Origin of the sequence: Streptomyces sp. NPDC002138, from assembly GCF_040296485.1 — a bacterium.
GTDB lineage: Bacteria > Actinomycetota > Actinomycetes > Streptomycetales > Streptomycetaceae > Streptomyces.
Genome location: NZ_JBEOXE010000013.1, coordinates 85,462 through 104,879, shown reverse-complemented (window position 1 = coordinate 104,879; position 19,418 = coordinate 85,462). Strand labels below are relative to the sequence as shown.

The window sequence follows — 19,418 nt, the reverse complement described above, 5'->3', positions numbered from 1 at the left end:
AGCGCTCGATGAAGGCCCCGGCCTCCGCAAGGAGACCGGGGCCTTCGCCGTTCCCGCTGCCCATGCGAGTCGGCTCTCTCACTCAGCCCGCCCAGTGGTGGGTACTCGCCAACCTGTCCGCCGGAACGCGGTCCTGGGCGACCGGAGGCTTGGCAGGCTTCGGCGGGTTCAGGACACCCACTCAGCGCCCCCACTCGTAGACACCGGGCGGTGTTGTCGCCATCCGAGAGGCCTATCAAAGCCACTGCGACCCTCTCCTACGCCTTGTCAGGAACTCTCAAGGGGAGCGGTTCCAGACGAGGGTGAGGTATCCGCTGTAGAGGGCCGAGGCAGCCGTCGCGGTGCCGAGGATCCAGTACACCGTCGTCTTGCGGGCGCGCGCGAGGGCGACAGCGAATGGGCAGCGGAGCGCGATGTGTACGAGCAGTGCGTGCGGTCTGTGCGCGTTGCCAGCACGCCCATACGGCGCGCGGGCTCTGCGCGGGGCTGGTTGCGCGTTGACGGTGGAGAAGCTGGCGCCCGTATAGCCGGTGAAGGCCCAGAAGGTGTCGCCGTTGTCGCCGAGGGCGAAGAAGTCGGGCATGCCGTCACCGGTGACGTCCTCGCCCGCGATGAGCTGGGTGAGGGTGGCCGTGTTCGGGGATCCGGCGGGGAGCAGGATCTCGAGGCGGCGGCTGATGTCGACGCGGCCGTTGCCGTCGCCGGGGTAGACGTAGAGCTTGCCGTCGGGCATCCGGGCGATCAGGTCGGTGAGACCGTCACCGGGGAACCAGTCGGTGGAGTGCGTGATGAGGGCGCTCTTGCCGCTGGCCGCGTCCTTCCAGTACCCGCTGGGGACCGGTCTGCCGGCGTCGGTTGCTGCGGGCATCCAGGCGTCGATGTCACCGTCCTTGTCCCCAGCGTAGATGCGCAGGTCACCTGAGCCGTCGATGACGAACGTGTCGCCGTAGCCGTCGCCGGTCGCGTCGTTCGTCTTGTCCTGGCCAGCTTTGGGGCGGACGTAGAAGAGGTAGGTGGTGGGGGTGGAGATGTTCCCGGCTTGGTTGACGGTCCGGACATAGAGGACGTTCGGGCCGCTGTTGTCGGGATTGATGTCGAGGGTGACGGCGTCCTGGGCCGCCGCGGGCACGGCCTTCTGGTTGTAGACGGGGTGGTTGAGCGCCCACTGGTACTCGCGGATATCGGCGGCGTTGGTACCGCCGCCGGTGACGGTGACCTTGCCGGGACCGAGGGTGTTCTTGCTCCACTCCACTCCACTCCGCGCCGTCGGGGCCGGGGGCGGGGAAGTCGTCGGAGCGCACGGCCGGGGGGTTGGGGGCGGTGTGGTCGACGGTGAAGGTGCACCATCCGCCGCCACCGGAGTCGCTGGGGCCGCTGCCGGACCACCAGCCGGTGGTGTCGATGGCCTGGGCGAGCGGTACGCGCCCACTACCGGGGCCACGACAGGGTCCTGATCATCACCGACGAGCAGACGGGCCCGCACCTGGGGCGCCGCGGCCCGGCGGAACCGGTCCCGGACATCCCCGTCTACACCTGGAACCTGGCGGGATACCAGCCCGCCCACGGCCCGGGCGGCCCCAACCGGCACACCTTCGGCGGCCTGACGGACGCCGGATTCCGGATGATCGGCCTCGTCGAGGCGGGCCGCGAGGCGCGATGGCCATGGACGTCATCACAGGACTAGGAGATCCACCAGGCACTCTCTTTCCGCCCACTGGCTGGCGCGCGCAGCGGACAGCGGACAGGGGACAGGGGAGAGGGGGCAGCGAACCCATACGCGGCAGCCGGTGGCTCCTGAGCTCCCGAGCTCCCGGCCTCCATGCGTCCTCGGTAGCTTGTCCGGATGGAACACGACGTCACCGCGCTGGTCGAGGAGTGGTTGGCCGGCCCCAACTCCGAGGCCTCCGGTCACTTCAGCTACCAGGCCTTGGAGCATTACCGTCCCGCCCTCCTGCACTGGCTCATCACCGGCTGCGGCGACGACGGCCGCCCCGAACCCGGCCTGTACCGGCGGCTCACCCCGACCGCGCTCCAGGAGTGGGCCATCGGCTACGCCTCTGCCGCCCGTTCCCGGGACGCCGCCTGCGGAGCCGTACGGTCCTTCTACCGCTGGGCCGAGACCCCCGCGGCCGTGGGCGGCCCCGGGCTCGTACGACCCGGTACCGCGAAGTCCCTGCAGTTCCAGCGCGGGGGCAACTTCGCCGCGGGCCTGCCCGGGCGTGAACTCCTCACCCCCGACCAGTGCCGCTGGCTCGCCCAGGCCGCCGACCGCTACCCCGGCACCCGCCGTGAGGGCCCCCAGCGCGCTCGCGCCCTGGCCTACCTCGCCCTCAACCACTACCTCTGGGGCCGCCACAGCGAGGACGACGTCCTGCGCCCCGGCCAGATCACCGCCATGCGCCTGACCGGCCGCCACCAGGAACAGCACCGCACCACCTGGGACGTACCCCAGAACCTGGGACGTACCCCAGAACATGGGACGTACCCCAGAAGAACGCCGCCTCCGACGCCACCCGCCTCCAGCCCGTCCACCGCGACGCGGTCCGCGCCATCGACGAGTACCTCCCGCACCGCGCCACCGGCCGCGATCACACCACCCATCTCTTCACCACCGCCAACGGCCGCCCCCTCGAACCCCAGAGCCTCATCCGCATCCTGCGCACCGTCGCCGCCACCCACCCCGACCTCGAGGACATGGCCCCCACCTCTCCGCGGACGCAGTCACCCACTCACCCGCCACCGCCAACGCGGACGGGACCGCGAACAGCTGACGGCCCCATGCGACTGCGCACTCGAGGGACCCGGGCCAGTACAGGTACCACCCTTCCCACGCTTGCCGGACGGAGGATCGAGTCCAGTTGCGCCTGGGCGGTCGCGAGGGGATCGCGCCGTCCTCCTCGCAAACGACCAAGTTGATCTTTGCGCCTTCTTTGCGTTCCCTGCGGCCCTGAACAACCAGTCGTAGTTGGCCTCATATGGCTGCAAGTGCAACGGGAGGGGACACGAGTGGGCGACGAAGGCAAGATGCTCGACATCAAAATGGCTGATCTGAAAGCGACAGCGCCAACCTTTCACGATCAGAGCGTGGCGCTCGGCACGGCCCTGAGCACGCTTCGAACGTCGCTGGCCAAGGCGGGGGCCGCCTGGGGGGATGACGATCCGGGCAATCAGTTCCACGACAAGTACGGTCCGATCGTCGCCCAGATCGAAAAATCGGCGGGCATCATCAAGGACGGCCTCGCGAGCATCCATACGGCGATGACCGACATGGCGGACGGGCACATCGAGAACGAGGCGCTGATCGCCTCCATGTTCAGCAGGGTCGATCCCGCACCCCACAGGGGGCCCGCTGCCCCGGGCCAGCGGCAGTGAGCGCCGGTGACAAGGTCCGGGAGGTCGTCACCGACGTCACCGGAATCGAGTGGCCCGCCGCTGACGTGGGGGAAACTGCGCGAGATCGCGAAGGCCTGGCGCACGTTCGCCGATTCCATGGAAGGCATCGCCTCAGCCTCCAACAACGCTGCTCAGACGCTGATCCACAACAATGCGGGCGAGACGATTTCGGCGTTCGCAGATCCCTTCTGGGCCCGCTACTCTCGCGATAAGAAGGGGTGGCTCCAGGACCTCGTCGCCGGTCCCCGCTCGCTCGCGGACGGCATCGACAAGTACGCCGACGCGGTGGCAGACGCGAAGAAGAAGCTCGACCACGAGTTGGAGATAGCCGGCGCGGTCATCGTCGCCGGAGCGGCTCTGGCGTTCTTCACTCTCGGTGCACCGAAGTCGCCGAGGCTGCGGCCACCGCCACTATCGTCGAACTTGCCGCGACCGTCGGCGTGGCCCTCACGACCGAGGTGGCCACCATCGCCGGCACTGTCTTCGCGACCGCCGCGATCGCAGGCATCGAATCGGTCACCGTCGACCTCGCCGTCGCCCAGCCGCTCAAGATGGCCGCGGGCCTCCAGACTGGCATCAACCTCGACGAGGCGAAGGACGCAGCGTTCTACGGAACCCTGACCGGCGGCGCGTTCGGCGGCGCGTTCGGCGGCGCGTTCGGCGGCGCGGGCAAGGCTTTCCAGCTCGCTCGGGAAGGCGGGGGATTCACCGGGCTGTTCCCCAACCTGGCGAACGGCATGGGCGGACCGCGTACTGCCTTTGCCGGTTTCCCCGACGGACTGGGCAGCGACCCGTACCTCTTTCGCACGGGGAATCCCTCCGGGGCGGCCAGCGGTTCGGGGCCCGGTCGAGGTCCCTGGCCGGCACCGAGCGTGCTGAAGGGGCCGCCGCGGGAAAGGAACTCAAGCCGCCCAACGCACGGCACACCGTCTCGGGGTCGGCCAGTGGCGAGGTGAGGCCGAACAACAGCGTCATCCTGCGAGGCCAGCAGGAATCGATCGCCCAGGACATCGCTGACATCGCCGGTGGCAAGGCGAAATATGTCAAGGAGACCGACCGGTACGAGGTGAACGGGCGCACCTATGGTGTGGAAGCTTCGGGACGGGTCTACCCCGACTCCGGCCCGGGCATCGTGAAACTCGACAGGAACGAGTACGCGGCACTGCAGGAGATAGCCAAGGCGAAAGGCGACCTCAGCGCCGCACCGCAATTGACCAGGGCTCCCCGATTCACCAACAATCCGGGCATCGTCGACAAAGCTCTAGCCATTTACAACGGGACGTACCAGTGACATACAACCTCCTTACCGTCGGCGCCATCAGCAGCCGGACCATGGGCGCCGCACTTGCCGGATGCCTCGGCATCGCGACCGTTGACGTGGAAGTGGCCGACCCTGACGGCGACCCCGACCTCCGCAACTGGGATGCGCCCGTCGCGTGTGAGCACAGATCAGTTCACGGTGACGTAGCCCTGTCTCTCGATATCTACGTCCAGGGGGAGGCCGCGGACCGGCCGAGCGAGGCCGACCTCGCGGCACGGTTCGCGAAGGCCGCGACGACGACCGTCCTGTACCCCGCCGAGGAAGCGCCCCCGAGCGCCTACTGGGCCGTGACGCCGGATGGCCTCCTCACCCGTGCACGGCTCGAACTCTCGGACGACGAGCCTCCCCTCTACACGGTCACCGCCGTCGAGGCACCGGTGCCCCAGCTCCCTCGAGCCGTGGTGACGCGATTCGCCGAGATCGTAAGGGAGCAGCGGCCGGACACCCCCGTGGCCGAGGCGTTCGCAGCCTCGGTCGAAGGGCTGCGGCAGGCCGCCTCGGGCCTGGCGCGGCTCGCTCTCGAGGACGAGATCGGCAGCCCCATCTGGTCCGCGCGGGACAACCTGATCGTGTGGGAGCGGCTCATCGGGCAGATGGAATCCGGATGGGCGCCGTCGGGCTGGTACCCGGCCGACCTCTATCGAGAAAGGCTGGAGGCCCGCGATGAACTCGCCGGTGCCGGTGCCCTCCTTCCCCGTGGCGTCGCTGAGCTGCTCGCCGAGGCCTTGGAGCAGTTGGACGGGCGGTTCACCGCGGCGACAGCGGAAGACCCGTCAGGAAGCCTTCACCAAGAACTGACCGGCGGGTCCACGGAGGGGCTCACGGTCGGCTGGTGGTGGCTACGCCGCCCGGACCCCGCGCCTTGGGCGCAGTCCTGACGTCGAGCATCGCCGCAGGTCGCCCCATAAACGCCTGCCGCTCAAGGTGATCATGCCAATAGCGTTCCTTCCGGTCGAGAAGACGAGTGTGGAGATTGGCCCGGGCGCTGCCGAGCAAACACCGGGCGGTCGGTCGGCGCGCGCCGCCGCGCTCGCGTCCGGAGAACAGGGCCCACAGCGCGCACAGGACGACGGCGGCGACGACCGCAGCGCCTTGTACAAGGGTGGTTGCCCAGGAGCTGTTCTGAGGGGGAGGGGCGTATGAGCGATCCGGAGGCTCGTGCGCGCGTGGCCGTTCGCGGGGGAAGCGGGTGCGTGGCGACATGAGCGCATTCGACGGCATCGACGGCCGTGACACGGCTGAGGTCATCGACGCTGAGATCGTGGACGACGGTGACCACTTGCCCGCCGTCGCCGTCGCCGTCGCCGAGGCCGCGGCCGCGGCGCGTCGGCCACTGGTCGACCGGCATACGATCCTCTACCCCCGGGACGCGGTGCCGACCGTGGCCGAGGTGCCGACGTACACGCTTCGGGACCTGCAGGTGTCCGGGGCGACGGCCGAGCGGCTGAAGAACAAGTCGAAGCCGAGGAACACCAACCGCAACTACTCCAGCCAGCGCAGGAACTTCGCCGAGTGGTGCGAGGCCATGGGCCGGGTCGCTCGTCCGTGCACCACCGCGACGTATGTGGAATGGATCCCGGCCTGATCGCGCGTGAGCTGGCGCCGAACACGATCCGTACCCACATGTCCGGCGTACGGACCCGGATGCCGGAGGACAAGAAGCCCGGCACCGCCGAGGCGCGGGGGATACTCGCCAAGTACAGCAAGGAGTGGGGCAGGCGCAATCGGGTCAGGAAGGCCCCGCCGATCACGGACGCCATGGTCCGGGCGATGGTGGATACGTGCGACCCCCCGGTGGAAACCCGGTTCGGCCACGGTGAAGCGGGAGTACCTCGACCGCGCCCAGTCCCGCTCCGAGAACCCGTGGCACAAGGTCCGGGCGGCGCGCCGCGCCAACCCGGAGGGTACGGCGTGAGCCCCGGCCCCGGCCCCGGCTGAGGCTGGGGCTGGGGGCTCTCCGCTATCGCCGACGGCGAGCCGAGGTCATCTTCTGTATGGACGAGTTCGGGCCGCTCAATCTCCAGCCCCACCCCGGCCGCCAGTGGGCCGGGCGCAGCGGACGGCCCAAGGACCCAGAGCGAGAGCCCAGGCCCAGGCCGAGGTGACGGGCGCTCTACACCCGCCCGCATGGTGTCCGGCACCTGTTCGCCGCCTACGACCTGGGCAAAGAGCAGCTCTACGTCCACATGACCTGGATCGGTGGGGCGCGTCACACCCCCGACCGGGCCGGCCGGCCCGGGGTGGAGCCGGTGCTTCTGCCAACGCGTTCGCCCAGCCCGGCGGGCCCGTCCGCTGTGTCGAGCAGGAGTGCGGCGACGGCCTGCGGGGCCTCGCGCATCGCGTTGTGAGTGGTCGGGAGGTCATGGACGGTCCAGGCCGGTTCGGCGAGCAGCCGGGCGCGCTGCGCGGCGAAGGGCGTGCGGTCCTCCCAGCCCGCGCAGTAGACGAACTCGCGGCGGGGGACGGCGGCGTGGGCACCCGTGAGGCGGGCCGTCTGCAGGAAGGCGGCGAGTGGGTGCGGACGGCGGCGCGGGTCGCCGTCCGGCCGCCACGGTGGCTGGACGGCGTAGCCGGTGGCCGTGGCGCCGGTGACGAACGACTGCCGGTAGTCCTCGTTCATGAGGGACCAGCAGGATTCACCGTCACGCGGCACGCAGGCGTCCAGGTACACCAGGCGGGAGACCCGGCCGCCGGCGCGGTCGGCGGCAGCGCTGATCACCATCCCGCCGTAGCTGTGGCCGACCAGCGTCACGTCCTCGAGCTGGGCGCGGTCCAACAGGCGCAGTACGTCGTCGGCATGGGTGTCGAGATTGGCAGAGGCGGTCGCGGCGGGCTCGTCGTCAGGGTGCAGACCGGTCAGGGTCAGGGCGTGGACGGTGTGACCGGCCCGCTCGAGCAGCGGGACGACTGCCTCGAACGCCCAGGAACCGTGCCAACCGCCGGGTACCAGTACGTACGTCGCCATGGGACTTCCCCTTTTGCTGCTGCACGGCGGTGGCACCGGGGGCCACCGCTCACGACCAGGAGTCTGGTTGAGGCGGCTCATGGCGGGCCACCGATAGAATGCCAACTGATGCCCGTTCACCGCCAAGCCCTCCCGGACGCCGGCGCCACGTCACAGATCTGGCCTTCCGGCGGGCGCCACCTGTGGCCCTCGGGTGGCAGCAGCGAGGAACGGGCGCATGCGCGCGGGCACTTGGTGTACGCGGCCCGCGGCGTGCTCGTCCTGCACACCGGGAGCGGGACCTCGATCGTTCCGGCCAACCGGGTCGCGTGGACACCGGCCGGCTTCACCCACCGTCACCGCGCCCACGGCGACACGGACATGCGGATCGTCTTCCTGCCGCCGTCCCTGGCCCGGGTGGTGCCGGAGCGGCCGGCGGTGTTCTGCGTCTCGGGGCTCGCGCGGGAGGTCCTGCTCGCCCTGACCGGCCCGCGCGGCAGCGGCCAGGACGCCTCCAACGGTCAGGACCGCCAGGACAGCCCGGGTGCAGCGGAGACGGGCGCGGCGAGGCCCGGTTACGGTCGCGCCGCGCGTCAGCGACTGCTGCGCGTACTCGTCGACGAGCTGTGCGAGGCGGAGGAACAGCCCTTGCACCTGCCGCACCCCCGAGACGACCGACTGCGAGCGATCGAGCGGATCCTGTCCGGGAATCCGGCCGACGCCACCACGGTGGCCGAACTCGGCCGGCAGGTCGGGGCCAGTGCCCGCACTCTGAGCCGACTCTTGCGCAATGAGCTCGGCATGACCTTCTACGAATGGCGCACCCAGCTGCGCGTGCACCATGCACTGGTGCTCCTGGCCGAAGGCCATGACACCACCCGCACCGCCCACGCCTGCGGCTGGGCCAACCCCAGCGGCTTCATCGCGGCGTTCACCGACCTGGTCGGCACGACTCCGGGCCGCTACCGAGCCGGCGGGTGACCCGGACCCGGGCCGGCTCCCAGGTCGCGCACACCCCGCGTCGGACGACGGTGCAGGCCGGCTCCCGCGACTGGGCGCCCTCCGGCTTCTGAGCTTTCCCCGTTGTACGGGAGGTACTGATTGCCTGGTCAGCGCGTGTCGGTGGTGTCATCCCCGCGCGTGCGGGGAGCAGGCTTAGTGACCTGCAACGCTACGCGGCAGGTGGGCCATGTTGAAGCACTTCTGCGGGTTCCGGCATATCTGGACCAATCGGCAACGGAGCCTACCGAGCGCACCTCAGGTGCAGTCGATCGCCGGACCGGCCGCCCTTCGCGCAGCGAGCCTCAGCGAAGGAGGGAGGCGGAAGCCGTTGTCCTCCGCCGTAGATCAGCCCGCCCCGCGAGCCGCTCGGAGGGCCAGCGGTTGGGGTGACCACGTCGCGCGACGCTAGCATCGGCAGTCTGCCGACCACTGGAGTTCGCCACTATGTCGTTGCCGCGTATCGGAGTCGTCATCGTGACCATGGGCACTCGCCCGCAGGAGCTCGAGGCTCTGCTCGCTTCGGTGGAGAAGCAGGATGTGCCTGCGGCGCGGGTAGCTCTGGTGGGCAACGCGACGCCCCTGACCGAGATCTCGACGGACGCGACCAAGATTCCACTTGAGGAGAATCTGGGCTGTCCCGGCGGCCGCAACGTCGGTTTGAAGATGCTGCGCGATTCGGGCGAGGTCGACGTCGTCATCGAATTGGACGACGACGGCCTCCTCATCGCCGAAGACGTGTTCCGCACAGTCCAGCAGCTCTTCGCTGAGGACCCGAAGCTGGGGATCATCGGGTTCAGGGTCGCTGACGAAAACGGGCATACGGAGCGACGCTGGGTGCCCCGGTTGCGTGCGGACGATCCGATGCGCCGCGGTCTGGTGACCGCCTTCCTCGGGGGTGGCCACGCCTTCTCGATGCCCATGCTCAGGCAGATCGATCTGTGGCCAGCGGAGTTCTTCTTCGGACACGAAGAGTCCGATTTGGCATGGCGTGCGCTGGATGCGGGGTGGAAGATCCTCTACGAACCCGAGCTCGTCCTCCAACATCCGAAGACGTCCCCGGCGCGGCACGCGGTCTACTACCGGTTCACCGCCCGAAACCGTGTCTGGCTGGCCCGCCGCCGACTCCCGATCCCCCTGATTCCGGTCTATCTCGGCGTATGGACCCTCCTCGCCATGGTGCGGATGCGGTCCCTGGAGGGCGCGAAGGCATGGTGGGGCGGTTTCCTCGAGGGTGTGCGAACGCCGTGCGGCTCCCGCAAGGCGATGAAGTGGCGCACGGTTTGGCGTATGACCCGGCTGGGGCGCCCGCCGATCCTCTGAATGATCATCGCCCAGGGCCCAGACAGCTCGGGGTCTCGGGACCCGCTCATGCGCCCGGGCAAACGTTCGTAGGCGAGGACGCCGCCCTGCCCGCCGACGTCCGGATCGAGGGAGAACACCTCGTCGTGCAGGGCCCGGCTCAGCTCCCACGGGGACTTCTCCGTGAAGCCACGCTCGTCCAGGTCCCGGGCGGCGGACACCGTGATCACACCTCAAACCGAGACCGGACCCCGCCTGTGCCGCTGACCAGCGCATTCCCATGTCCCCGTTCTCGCCATCGGGAGACCTTGGCTGCGCGGATGTGCCGCGTTCGTCCTGGCCGTTCGGTAGCACACGGGCCCTAACCGCCGGCAAGGTCGATCGCGGATACCGTGCCGTCGCCGCGGTTGGCGACGTAGACGCGGTTGCTGTGGGGTTCGAAGGCGAGTCCCTGTGGCTGGGAGCCGACGGGAATCGTGGCTATCACGCTGGCGGAGGCGGGATCGATCACCCTCACCAGACCGTCGGGGTGTGTGAGGTAGACGGCACCATGGGAGTCGACCGCCACACCGGTCGGGCTCGGACCGACATCGATCTCGGCAACGCCGAGGGTCGTCATGTCGATCACCGACACCGTCTTGAAGCCGGAGTTGGCGACGTAGACGCGCTGCTTCTGGGGGTCGATCGCAATGCCTGTGGGATGCAGACCCACAGGGATACTGTTGATGACCTGTTGGGTTGTGGTATCGATCACCGAAATCTCGTTGTGGTCGGGTTGCGTGACGAAAACGCGGTGACTCACGGGATCGATCACCACTTCTAGAGGTCCCTCGACTTCGGTGAAGTCAGGGAACAGGACGGGTGGATTGCTGCTGATGCTAATGATCGACACCCTGTGAAGAGCGCGGTTGGCCACGTAGGCCCGACCCATAAGGTGATCGACCGCCACCCTCAGCATGTCGGGTGGCGGGGGACCGGGAGGGCCTTCGACGACGATGGTGGCGACGATGGTGTGGAATTTATCGAGTGCCGACACGGTGAAATTCCCGCCATTGGCGACGTAGACGCCGAATTGAGGGTCGGTCGCCACGCTCTCGGGGCGGACTCCGACGTTGAGGGTGGCATTCACTGTGTTCGTCGCAGAGTTGATGACCGACAGAGTGTCGGCACCGCTGTTGGTGACGAAGACCTGGTCATGAACGTCCACCGCCACACCGACCGGCTTCGCCCCGACGCCGATCGTGGCCACGACACGCGGCTTTTCAGTGCTGGATGCTGATGTCATCACTACAGCCCCTCGGTCCTCTTCGGCAGCAGCTTGTGATCAAGACTTGGGGAGACTCTTCTAGCCTGGAGCGGTCTGCTCGCCTCCTTGAAGACGGCGAGGATGCGGGGCAAGCCTGATTGTTCGAGCAGGGGTGCCGCAGAGATTCGAGGCCTGCCGACAAGGCCGGTGTGGTCTTCCGCATGATCGCGAGTTGTTCGAACGGTCCGCCGAGAGTGGGCCGTGTATGGACCCTACGGACCCGTGCACCAGGCAGCCGGAACCTTTTCAGGGCGGCGCGTAGTCAGGACTGCGAGGCGTAGATCACTTGGTACGCCTATGCCCGTGCGACGTCCCGGATCAGCGGCTCCGGATCTCCGATGAGCTCTGACCGGCGCCGCCCTTGAGCTTGCCCGGGATGACACAGCCTGCGTCAGGGGCGGGGGACGGGGCCGATGTCGATGGCGAAGTGGAGAGGCGCTGACGAGCGGGGCACCGACTGGCCGTGCCTCCGATAGCGGCCACCCTTCTAGCTTCCCCCCGGGCCACCGCAGGCGCATCCCGGAGGCGGCACGCCACCCGGGCGGGAGTCAGGAGGGCGAGGAGCCCGCACCGGCACCGGGAGCACCACGCCGGGCAGCGCTCCCCGGGGGGACCCACTCATAGGCCAACGCCGTTGGCGAGCAGCCGAACCCGTCCACACCGCTGCTCTGATCTATCCCCGCGAGTGCCGGGAGCAGGCTTGTTGACCTGCAACGTTACTCAGTGACTGGGCAGTTTTGCAGCACTTCCAGTGATTCCGGCATATCTGCCTCATTCGCCAGCCTCCCCCTCGGCAACGCTTCACTCCTGCCCCTTGAGTGCCTGATCCTGATCCGGTCATGACAGTGCCGTGGCCAGACACTCGTCATCAATGTTCACGTACGGTGCTTAGGTAGCTGGTGGGACTCGCCCGTACATGACGGAAACGAGGTCGGCATTCCGATGCACGTAGCGGTCGAGCGTCCCGGCATGTCGGAAGACTCGCGCTTGGCCGCCCACAGCACCGTCTCCACGTCCCTCGCCCTGCGAAGTGATCGCCAGCTGGGCAAGCTCGTGGACGCTGCCGTCCCGCTCGGCTCCGGTATCGGCGGGAAGTCCGCGCTGCTGGAGGTCGGCGGGAAGCCGGTCTTCGTGAAGCGGGTGCCGCTCACGGACATGGAGCTCCTTCCGGAGCATGTACGGTCCACGGCCAACCTGTTCGGGCTTCCCACCTTCTGCCAGTACGGCGTTGGTGGGCCGGGGCCGGTCGCGCCCAGTTTCGGGGCGTGGCGGGAGCTCGCCGTCCACATCATGACAACGAACTGGGTTCTCGGAGGGCAGTACCAGGGGTTTCCGCTGATGTACCACTGGCGGGTGCTGCCGGACACATCCATGATTGCCGGCGAACTCCCGGACGTGGAGCGGGCCGTGGACTACTGGGGAGGCGGTCCGGAGGTACGCCGTCGTATCGAGGCCCTCAGACAGGCCTCCGCGAGCCTGGCGCTCTTCTTGGAGTACATCCCTCAGACGCTCCACGAGTGGTTCGTCGAGCAGGTACAGGCTGACGATGAGTCCGCCGACCGGGCCTGCTCTCTGGTGGAAGACGGGCTGGAGGCCGGCACGTCCTTCATGAACGCGCGCGGGCTGCTGCACTTCGACGCCCATTTCCAGAACATCCTGACCGACGGCCGGCTCCTGTACTTCGCCGACTATGGCCTCGCGCTCTCCTCGCGATTCGACCTGTCACCGTCGGAGACGGGCTTCTTCGAACTGCACAGGACCTACGACCGCTGCTACACGCGCAGCTGGCTGGTGAACTGGCTGATCACGCATCTCTACGGCCACGCGTACGAGCGCGAAGCACGCCGCGCACTGATCCGGGCATGCGCGGAAGGGCAGGACCCGCTGGGCGGACCGCAAGGGGCCAGGGCGATCCTCTCCCGCCATGCACCGCTCGCCGCAGTGATGACCGACTTCTACGGCAAGGTCCAGAGCGAGAGCAGGCAGACCCCATACCCGTTGGACGCGCTCCGCCGGGCCCTCGATGCGGACAGGTCGCGTCGCAGCTGAATACCCGATCCTGACAAGGAATGGTCGGGCCAGGGCCCGAGGGCCAGTTGGGTCCTCAGCGAGGGGTTCCGCTCGTTCTGATGAGGCGAAGGGGATGCGGCTTCGCGCCCAGAACACGCCGTGTCAAGGCGCCGCCGATGCCGACTGCGCGCAACTGGAGCGGGTCGCCAACGGCGACGACCTTGGTGCCGGTGCCGGTGCCGGTGTCGGCCGCGTGCCGGACGAGTGCGGCCAGCGCGCGGTCGTCGACCATCGCCGCTTCGTCGATGGCGAGGACGCCGACCCCGTGCAGGCCGCGGCCGTCGCTGATCTCGCGGGTCCACGCGGCGACGGTGCGGGAGTCGACACCGGCCTCGGCGGCCAGGTTCGCGGCGGCCACAGCGGCGGTGGAGGCGCCCAGGACCCGCAGTCCGGCAGCTTCCCACCCGGCGCGGGCGGCCCGCAAGAGGGTGGTCTTGCCCGCCCCGGCCACGCCGACGACGGCGTCGACCCGTGCCCGGCGGTCAGCAGCCGCGTCACGACGGCGCGCTGCTCGGCGCTGAGCACGAAGGGTCGGACGAGGGAGGATCGGCCGACGGAGACGGGGCCGCCGGAGTAGGGGCCGACGGCGGCGGGGTCGACGGCGGCGGCGTCGATGCTGCCGGGGCCGACGGGGGGAGAACCGGCGACTGCGGGGGAACCGGCGACGACGGTCGCATGGGCGGCCTCGACCGCGGCGAGCGTCATCTCCGCGGCCTCGGCGGTCAGCCGGCCCCGTTGCTGCCCGAATCCGGCCGTCGCGCACTCGATCACGGCGCGCTTGGCGGCCACGACCATCGTGTGCGTGGAGCGCCGACGGTGGGTGTGATGGCCACGATTGGAGTCGGCCAGGCGGACCGCGTGCCCCTCCACCTCGAGCACCTCGTCGGTCAGCGCGGTCAGCTGCCGCGACGACAGCACGTAGGGCAGCGTCCTCACCACGGCCGCCATCACGTGCGACCATCGCGTCGACCGCGGCCTCACCACCGAGTTCGACGGCCGCCCGGGTGCGCCACGCCTGCCGCGGCGCACCCGGCCCGGCCTCCTCCTCGGCCTCGGTGCTCTTGCGGGCCGCGGTCTTCTGCCGCTCGCGCGAGGCGCCCTCGCCGACCAGCTCGACGACCTGCCGGTGGCGGGAGAACGCGTCCCGAAGACCCGCGTCGACACCGGCCAGCTCCCACGCCCCGGTGCTCTCCGAACGCGTGAACCGGGCCCCGTACGCCTGCGTGAGACGCGCCTGGAGCCGCCCTTCGGCGATCTTGTTGACGAGGTGGGCGTAGCGGTGCAGGTTCTCGCCGCCGGCCGCCGGCCGCGACATGCTCGCGGTCGCCCTGCGCCGCCGCGACGCCAAGGTGTCCGTGACCGCCATCGCCGCACACCTCGGCATCGGCTGCTCCACCCTCTACCCTCTACCCTCCACCCTCTACCGCACGCTCGCCGCATACGACGAAGCCGCCACCACCACGCCCACCCCGGAGACCCCTCGGCGCGGCGTGTCCACCACAGGCCGCCTCAGTTCTGCTGGGCACGCACGCGTCGGCCGCGTCCTGTCCAAGATCGGCGCCCGCGACCGCGTCCAGGCGGTGATCTTCTCCTACGACCGCGGCCTGGCCCGGCCCCAGGCGGGCCGAGCGTGGTTCCGTCGTGGGCGAGCGGCTCAGGGAGGCGCCGACCGTACGGGCGTGGGGGCCCGCCAGGGGGGATCTGTCGAGTGGCCCCTGCCCGGCAAGCGCCCTACGATCGGATCGCTCTGCACCGGACACGCGGTACGGACACGCGGTACGGACACGCGGTAGGGACACGCGGTACGGCCGCGGCCTTTTCGGACCGTGCCGCGTCGTGCGTCCGCCGGGACCTTCCACAGACCCGCCCTCGGAAGGAAGACCGAAAGCTCATGTCGACGGGTGGAACGGGGAGCGGGCCGACGAGGCTCCTGTGCGCAGCGCTGATCACGGTTCTCTGCGCAGCAGCGTTCTTCCTGTGGGCCGACGGGCCGCGGCCCGCTTCCACGGCAGGCGGACAGGCCCGCAGCTCCGGTGCCCGCGAAGGGGCCGCACCGGAAGGGCACGGACGGCCATGCGAACGGACCCTGGTGGGTGTCGCCCATCCGGACGACGACCTCCTTTTCATCAATCCGGAAATCCAGAGGCTCATCCGCTCAGAGTGTTTCGTGACCGTTGTGTATCTGACGGCGGGGGACAGTGGCAGTTCCTTCCGGCGCGCCCCCTACGCGAGGGGCCGGGAGAGTGGCGTGCTGAACGCGTACGCCAAGATGGCCAACGTACGGGACAGCTGGCGCCAGGAAGTCATCCTCGCCGGCGGACACCCGGTCCTGTCCTACACGCTCAACGGCGGACCGGATATTCGGCTCACTTTTCTCAGGCTGCCTGACGGAATGCCCAGAGGGCGCGGTACTTCACAGTATTCTCATCAGAGCCTTCTGAGAATCTTCCGCGGGCGAATCCATAGGATCGGCCCCGTGGACGGAACTGCCGCCTACACCGAACCGGAGCTCCTGGGGACCCTGTCCGCACTGATGTCCCGAGCGGGTGTCGGAAGGGTCCTCACGCTCGACTACGACAACGTTTCCTTCGGTGGCTTCAGAACCGCAGCGGCCGGCCACTACGACGACCACAGTGATCACGGGATCGCGGCCCGGTATTTCAGGAAGGCCGCATTCGCCACACCTCTCCATCCGGCCGTCGTTCCGTATCTCGGTTACGGAATTTCGTTCCTGCCCGACAACCTGGACCGGATTCAGGAGCGCGACAAGGGGGCGGTGTTCCAGGCGTACCTGGAGAAGTGCCGTCGTCGAAAATGCCCGACGATCCACACCATCGGCCCGAGCTTTCGGAAATGGATCCGAAGGCAGTACGCGAGATCACACCGGACGCCTCACCCCGGTGAGATCCTCTCGGCCATCGGCGAGGCCACGTCGGCCGGGAGCGTCGAGCGATGCCTCGACTCGGCCAGGGGCCGGGAAGGCAAGGCGGAAGTCGTCGCCTGTGACGGCAGCGCAGATCAGTCGTGGCGATTCTCAGCGGGCACGATCACGTCGGCGGCGCACGGTCTCTGCCTCACCGCCGCGCGAGAGATCACTCTGTCGGCCTGTGTCGGGTCGCCGGATCAGATGTGGTGGCGTGACACCGACGGAAGAGTCGGATCCGGTGGCCGCTGCCTGTCCCAGGATGATCCGGCGAGGTCCCGACCACGGCTGCGGCTCGGGCCCTGTGCTCCGTATCAGCCCGAGCAGCGCTGGTACTGGTAAGAGCGCGGGCACCTGGCGAGCGGGCCGGGCAGGCGAGGACGCGGGGCGGACGATGCACGGGTGGCCCTCACCGGCGCGGACGGGCGGAGGCAACCGAGATGCCGAGTCGGGTCCCGCGCGCCCCTCGTGCTGTCCGTTCGCGTACAGCACCGCAGAGGCCGCAGGTGAACAGGACGACCAGGGCCAGAGCGGCAACCCACAGTCCGGCGCGCAGCCCGGGGGGCTGGTATGAGCACGTGACACGGGATCCGCCGTCGCCGAGGTCCACCGCGATCAACCCGGCGAGCGCACCGGGCGCCTTGGCGTCTCCCGCGTCCACCGAGCAGCCCCATCCGTCGACGACGGGTACGGAGATCACGGCAGTGCCCGTGGTGCGGTGAGGGAAGACGGCCCCGATGGAGTGACCACCGGCTGTGATCTCGCGCGGTGCCGAGTCCTTCAACCGGTGGACCGCAGTGGCCAGCGCTCGATGATCGAGGCAGCCGATGGGAAAGCGGGGGATGCTCTGAGCACCGTCCGGGATGAATGTTGAGATGATCTTACCGTCGACAGGGACCGTGCCGAGCGGCAGCAGCCCGTTCCTGGTCATCGGGTACTGGCCCGACCGGTCGTAGCCGGTGCCGCGCCCGCGCAGTGTGCCTGAGAACCAGGGGACATCGGCGAATGCCGAGGTGCCTGGCGCACAACTGACGGTGATGGCGGTCGGGACGCCGCCCGGCAGGTGCCATGTCCCGTCCTGGCCGACGGTGAGGCCGGAGGCTTCCGGCCTTACAACGGGCGGGGTGGTGTAGATCTCGGCGCCCAGCACTCGCTCCTGGCGCGCGAAGACGGATTCCTCCCGTGGCCCCGCGGTCGGCGGGCCCCGTCGCAGGGTGACCACGGGTGGCGCGTCCATGCTCCGCTGAATGAAATCCTGCGGTGCATTGGCGTCGAGGTAACTGCGCACGCCCATGATCGCGCGCCCGGCCGGATCCGTGAAACTCGTGGTGTGCCGGCCTTGGATGTACCAGCCGGCGCCCAAACGGCTCAGGGTGTCCGCCGTTCGCGCGGGCATGTAGCTGCTGTAGTACGCGCCGCCCTGGCCGCCCAGGAGGAGCGGGTCGTTGTCGGCGAACTCGTGCGGGCCGGGATCGCTGCGCGTGCTCGGCCAGTAATCTTCGGACCGGATCGCACGGTACGCCGCGCGGGAGCGGTCGTCCAGGGTCCGCTTGGGCCTCCACCACGGATCCTGATCCCGCACCTCGCTGACGGACAGGACTCCGAAGACGGTGGCGATGAAGACCGTGCCGAGCAGCCCACTGGTGACGGCGCCTCGCGTCGTGCGGGAGTCGCCGCACCGTAGGAGCGCCAGCAGGAGTACCGAGGTCGCGGCGCCGCCGGCCACAGTGAGGACCCAGGATGTGCGCGTGAGGTAGTGGCTGGTGCTCGTGACGACGAGCAGCACCGCCAGCGCCCCCGCCCCGGCCAGCAGTTCCCGGGGCTCCGGTGGTGCGGCGAGGGCCACCCAGGCCACACACACAAGCATGGCCGTCAGAGCGATGGCGGCCCTGTAAGGGCCCCCGTTGGGAAGCGCGAAGCCGTGCCAGAGCAGAATCGTCGGCGTCCAGACATACGAAAGCGCCACCACGACGATCAGGGCACACCACGTGGCCCGTTCCTTGACAGGCACCCTCCGCATGAAGGGGTAGGCAAGGACGAGGAGCAGAGGCAGCACGCCGACGGAAATCTGCGGAGCGGATGTGTGGAAGCCACCTGGCAGGAGATGTGCCAGGTAGTCGCGCAGTCCTGGCGGCCCGCCGTACACGGCCTCAGGCGCGGGCTGAGATGCCTTGGCCGCTTTGAAGGTGACGAAGAGCACGGGAGCGGTCAGCGAGACGCCGACCGCCGTCATGGACAGTGCCCGCAGCAGGGCGCGACGCCGTTCGTACGCGGGCCTCTCGTCGAGCACGAGTCTGACCAGCAGGATGAGCCCCATGCCAAGGGTCGCCATGGCCGCGGTGTAGAAATTGCCGGCCCAGGAGACGGAGACGAGGAGGGTACCGGCCGTCCAGCGACGCCGGCGCAGACACCAGTCGTACGCGAATCCGAGCAGGGGAAAGGCCACCAGCCCCCACATCCACATGGGGTCCGCGAATCCGATGGAGGTGGTCCAGGCGCTGACGGCGTAACCGACCGCCAGCGCCGCTCGCAGCCAGGGTGAGCCGGAACGCAGCCGCCCGAGGTAGACCGTCATCAGAAAGGCCGCGAGTCCCGTGCTGAACACCGTGACCAGGAAGACCGGCAGTTCGACATGGTCGCGGGGAAAGAGGCCGACCAGCCAGGAGAAGGGGTTCGCGAGATAGGTGAAGAAGTCCGCCAGGAACGGCACGCCGTAGCCGCTGCCCCAATTGAAGACGAGATCCCCCTGGGTGTTGCCGTGCAACAGGTCCCACAGGTGGGCGTGAAAGGGCACGAACTGGTTGCCGAGGTCGTTCACCGCACGGGAGCGGCTGCCGAAGGGGTACGTCCCGTGCACGGCTATGGCGAGGCAGTAGGCACCCATGGAGACCAGCGCCGACAACGTCGCCGCCGCATGGGGCAGGCCCGGACCTCTTCGGGGCGCCGGAGGTGTCATCAAGGTCGCCACCCCTGAGCGGTCTGTCAGAGCCATGTCGTCCCGATCACCTCTCGCTTTCCGGGGGCCAAGCAGCGCCGAGGGCCCAGCATCCCCTGGGGGCGCCCGCTCCGCCGAGCCCGCCCAGCTGCCGACGTGCCGCGCACGGCAGACGGCAGACGGCACCCGCCTCCACACCACCACGGCAGGACGCGACGCGCCGTT

The 19,418-nt window shown here is 69.1% G+C and carries 14 protein-coding genes and 4 pseudogenes; 13 read left to right on the top strand and 5 right to left on the bottom strand.

The features are described 5' to 3' along the window. Nucleotides 1-277: 277 nt before the first annotated feature. The gene (locus ABT084_RS11595) at nucleotides 278-1,252 is read right to left on the bottom strand and encodes a hypothetical protein (protein ID WP_351041113.1); all 975 of its coding nucleotides are present in this window, start codon (nucleotides 1,250-1,252) and stop codon (nucleotides 278-280) included. Nucleotides 1,253-1,414: 162 nt separating this feature from the next. Between ABT084_RS11595 and ABT084_RS11590 the strand changes: the two are divergent. The 8 genes and pseudogenes from ABT084_RS11590 to ABT084_RS11560 all read left to right on the top strand — a co-directional run. After that, nucleotides 1,415-1,684: pseudogene (locus ABT084_RS11590) on the top strand (TROVE domain-containing protein); the annotation flags it as partial. Between the two features lie 1,322 nt (nucleotides 1,685-3,006). Further along, nucleotides 3,007-3,372 carry a hypothetical protein gene (locus ABT084_RS11585; RefSeq protein WP_351041110.1) on the top strand — a complete coding sequence of 122 codons (366 nt, stop codon included), beginning with the start codon at nucleotides 3,007-3,009 and terminating at the stop codon, nucleotides 3,370-3,372. Nucleotides 3,373-3,378: 6 nt separating this feature from the next. Continuing rightward, nucleotides 3,379-3,762 (top strand): annotated as a pseudogene (locus ABT084_RS38015) (WXG100-like domain-containing protein); the annotation flags it as partial. Between the two features lie 71 nt (nucleotides 3,763-3,833). Further along, nucleotides 3,834-4,349 carry a hypothetical protein gene (locus tag ABT084_RS11580; RefSeq protein WP_351041108.1) on the top strand — a complete coding sequence of 172 codons (516 nt, stop codon included), beginning with the start codon at nucleotides 3,834-3,836 and terminating at the stop codon, nucleotides 4,347-4,349. Continuing rightward, nucleotides 4,346-4,684: a hypothetical protein gene (locus ABT084_RS11575; RefSeq protein WP_351041105.1), complete on the top strand. Its 339-nt coding sequence runs from the start codon at nucleotides 4,346-4,348 to the stop codon at nucleotides 4,682-4,684. The genes ABT084_RS11580 and ABT084_RS11575 overlap by 4 nt, the downstream gene beginning before the upstream one ends. Then, complete coding sequence (locus ABT084_RS11570) at nucleotides 4,681-5,592, top strand: hypothetical protein (protein WP_351041102.1); 912 nt, start codon at nucleotides 4,681-4,683, stop codon at nucleotides 5,590-5,592. Before ABT084_RS11575 ends, ABT084_RS11570 begins: the two co-directional genes overlap by 4 nt. Nucleotides 5,593-5,915: 323 nt before the next feature. Further along, nucleotides 5,916-6,299, top strand: coding sequence for a hypothetical protein (locus tag ABT084_RS11565; RefSeq protein WP_351041099.1), 384 nt, complete (start codon nucleotides 5,916-5,918; stop codon nucleotides 6,297-6,299). A gap of 394 nt (nucleotides 6,300-6,693) precedes the next feature. Continuing rightward, nucleotides 6,694-6,903, top strand: a pseudogene (locus ABT084_RS11560) (IS630 family transposase); the annotation flags it as partial. Between the two features lie 20 nt (nucleotides 6,904-6,923). Here ABT084_RS11560 and ABT084_RS11555 read toward each other — a convergent pair. Further along, nucleotides 6,924-7,679, bottom strand: coding sequence for an alpha/beta fold hydrolase (locus ABT084_RS11555; RefSeq protein WP_351041096.1), 756 nt, complete (start codon nucleotides 7,677-7,679; stop codon nucleotides 6,924-6,926). Between the two features lie 108 nt (nucleotides 7,680-7,787). On the opposite strand from ABT084_RS11555, the gene ABT084_RS11550 reads away from it, so the two are divergent. Then, entirely contained in the window at nucleotides 7,788-8,639 is an 852-nt protein-coding gene (locus ABT084_RS11550) for an AraC family transcriptional regulator (RefSeq protein ID WP_351041094.1), read from the top strand. 465 nt (nucleotides 8,640-9,104) lie between these two features. Then, nucleotides 9,105-9,980: a glycosyltransferase family 2 protein gene (locus ABT084_RS11545; protein WP_351041091.1), complete on the top strand. Its 876-nt coding sequence runs from the start codon at nucleotides 9,105-9,107 to the stop codon at nucleotides 9,978-9,980. 340 nt (nucleotides 9,981-10,320) lie between these two features. Here the strand turns inward: ABT084_RS11545 and ABT084_RS11540 are convergent, their stop codons facing one another. Continuing rightward, the gene (locus tag ABT084_RS11540) at nucleotides 10,321-11,244 is read right to left on the bottom strand and encodes a YncE family protein (RefSeq protein WP_351041088.1); all 924 of its coding nucleotides are present in this window, start codon (nucleotides 11,242-11,244) and stop codon (nucleotides 10,321-10,323) included. Between the two features lie 990 nt (nucleotides 11,245-12,234). Here ABT084_RS11540 and ABT084_RS11535 point away from each other — a divergent pair. After that, the gene (locus ABT084_RS11535; protein ID WP_351041085.1) at nucleotides 12,235-13,314 is read left to right on the top strand and encodes a protein kinase family protein; all 1,080 of its coding nucleotides are present in this window, start codon (nucleotides 12,235-12,237) and stop codon (nucleotides 13,312-13,314) included. Nucleotides 13,315-13,369: 55 nt separating this feature from the next. Here ABT084_RS11535 and ABT084_RS11530 read toward each other — a convergent pair whose 3' ends face one another. After that, a complete protein-coding gene (locus tag ABT084_RS11530) occupies nucleotides 13,370-14,650 on the bottom strand; it encodes an AAA family ATPase (protein WP_351041264.1) in 1,281 nt (426 codons plus the stop codon). A 217-nt stretch (nucleotides 14,651-14,867) separates the two neighbouring features. Here ABT084_RS11530 and ABT084_RS11525 point away from each other — a divergent pair. Next, a pseudogene (locus ABT084_RS11525) lies at nucleotides 14,868-14,957 on the top strand (DNA-binding response regulator); the annotation flags it as partial. Nucleotides 14,958-15,226: 269 nt separating this feature from the next. Then, nucleotides 15,227-16,600 (top strand): ricin-type beta-trefoil lectin domain protein, encoded by a 1,374-nt coding sequence (locus ABT084_RS11520; RefSeq protein WP_351041083.1) that lies wholly within the window; start codon nucleotides 15,227-15,229, stop codon nucleotides 16,598-16,600. Nucleotides 16,601-16,667: 67 nt separating this feature from the next. On the opposite strand, the gene ABT084_RS11515 is transcribed toward ABT084_RS11520, so the two are convergent. Continuing rightward, complete coding sequence (locus ABT084_RS11515; protein WP_502968901.1) at nucleotides 16,668-19,250, bottom strand: YfhO family protein; 2,583 nt, start codon at nucleotides 19,248-19,250, stop codon at nucleotides 16,668-16,670. Nucleotides 19,251-19,418 lie beyond the last annotated feature (168 nt).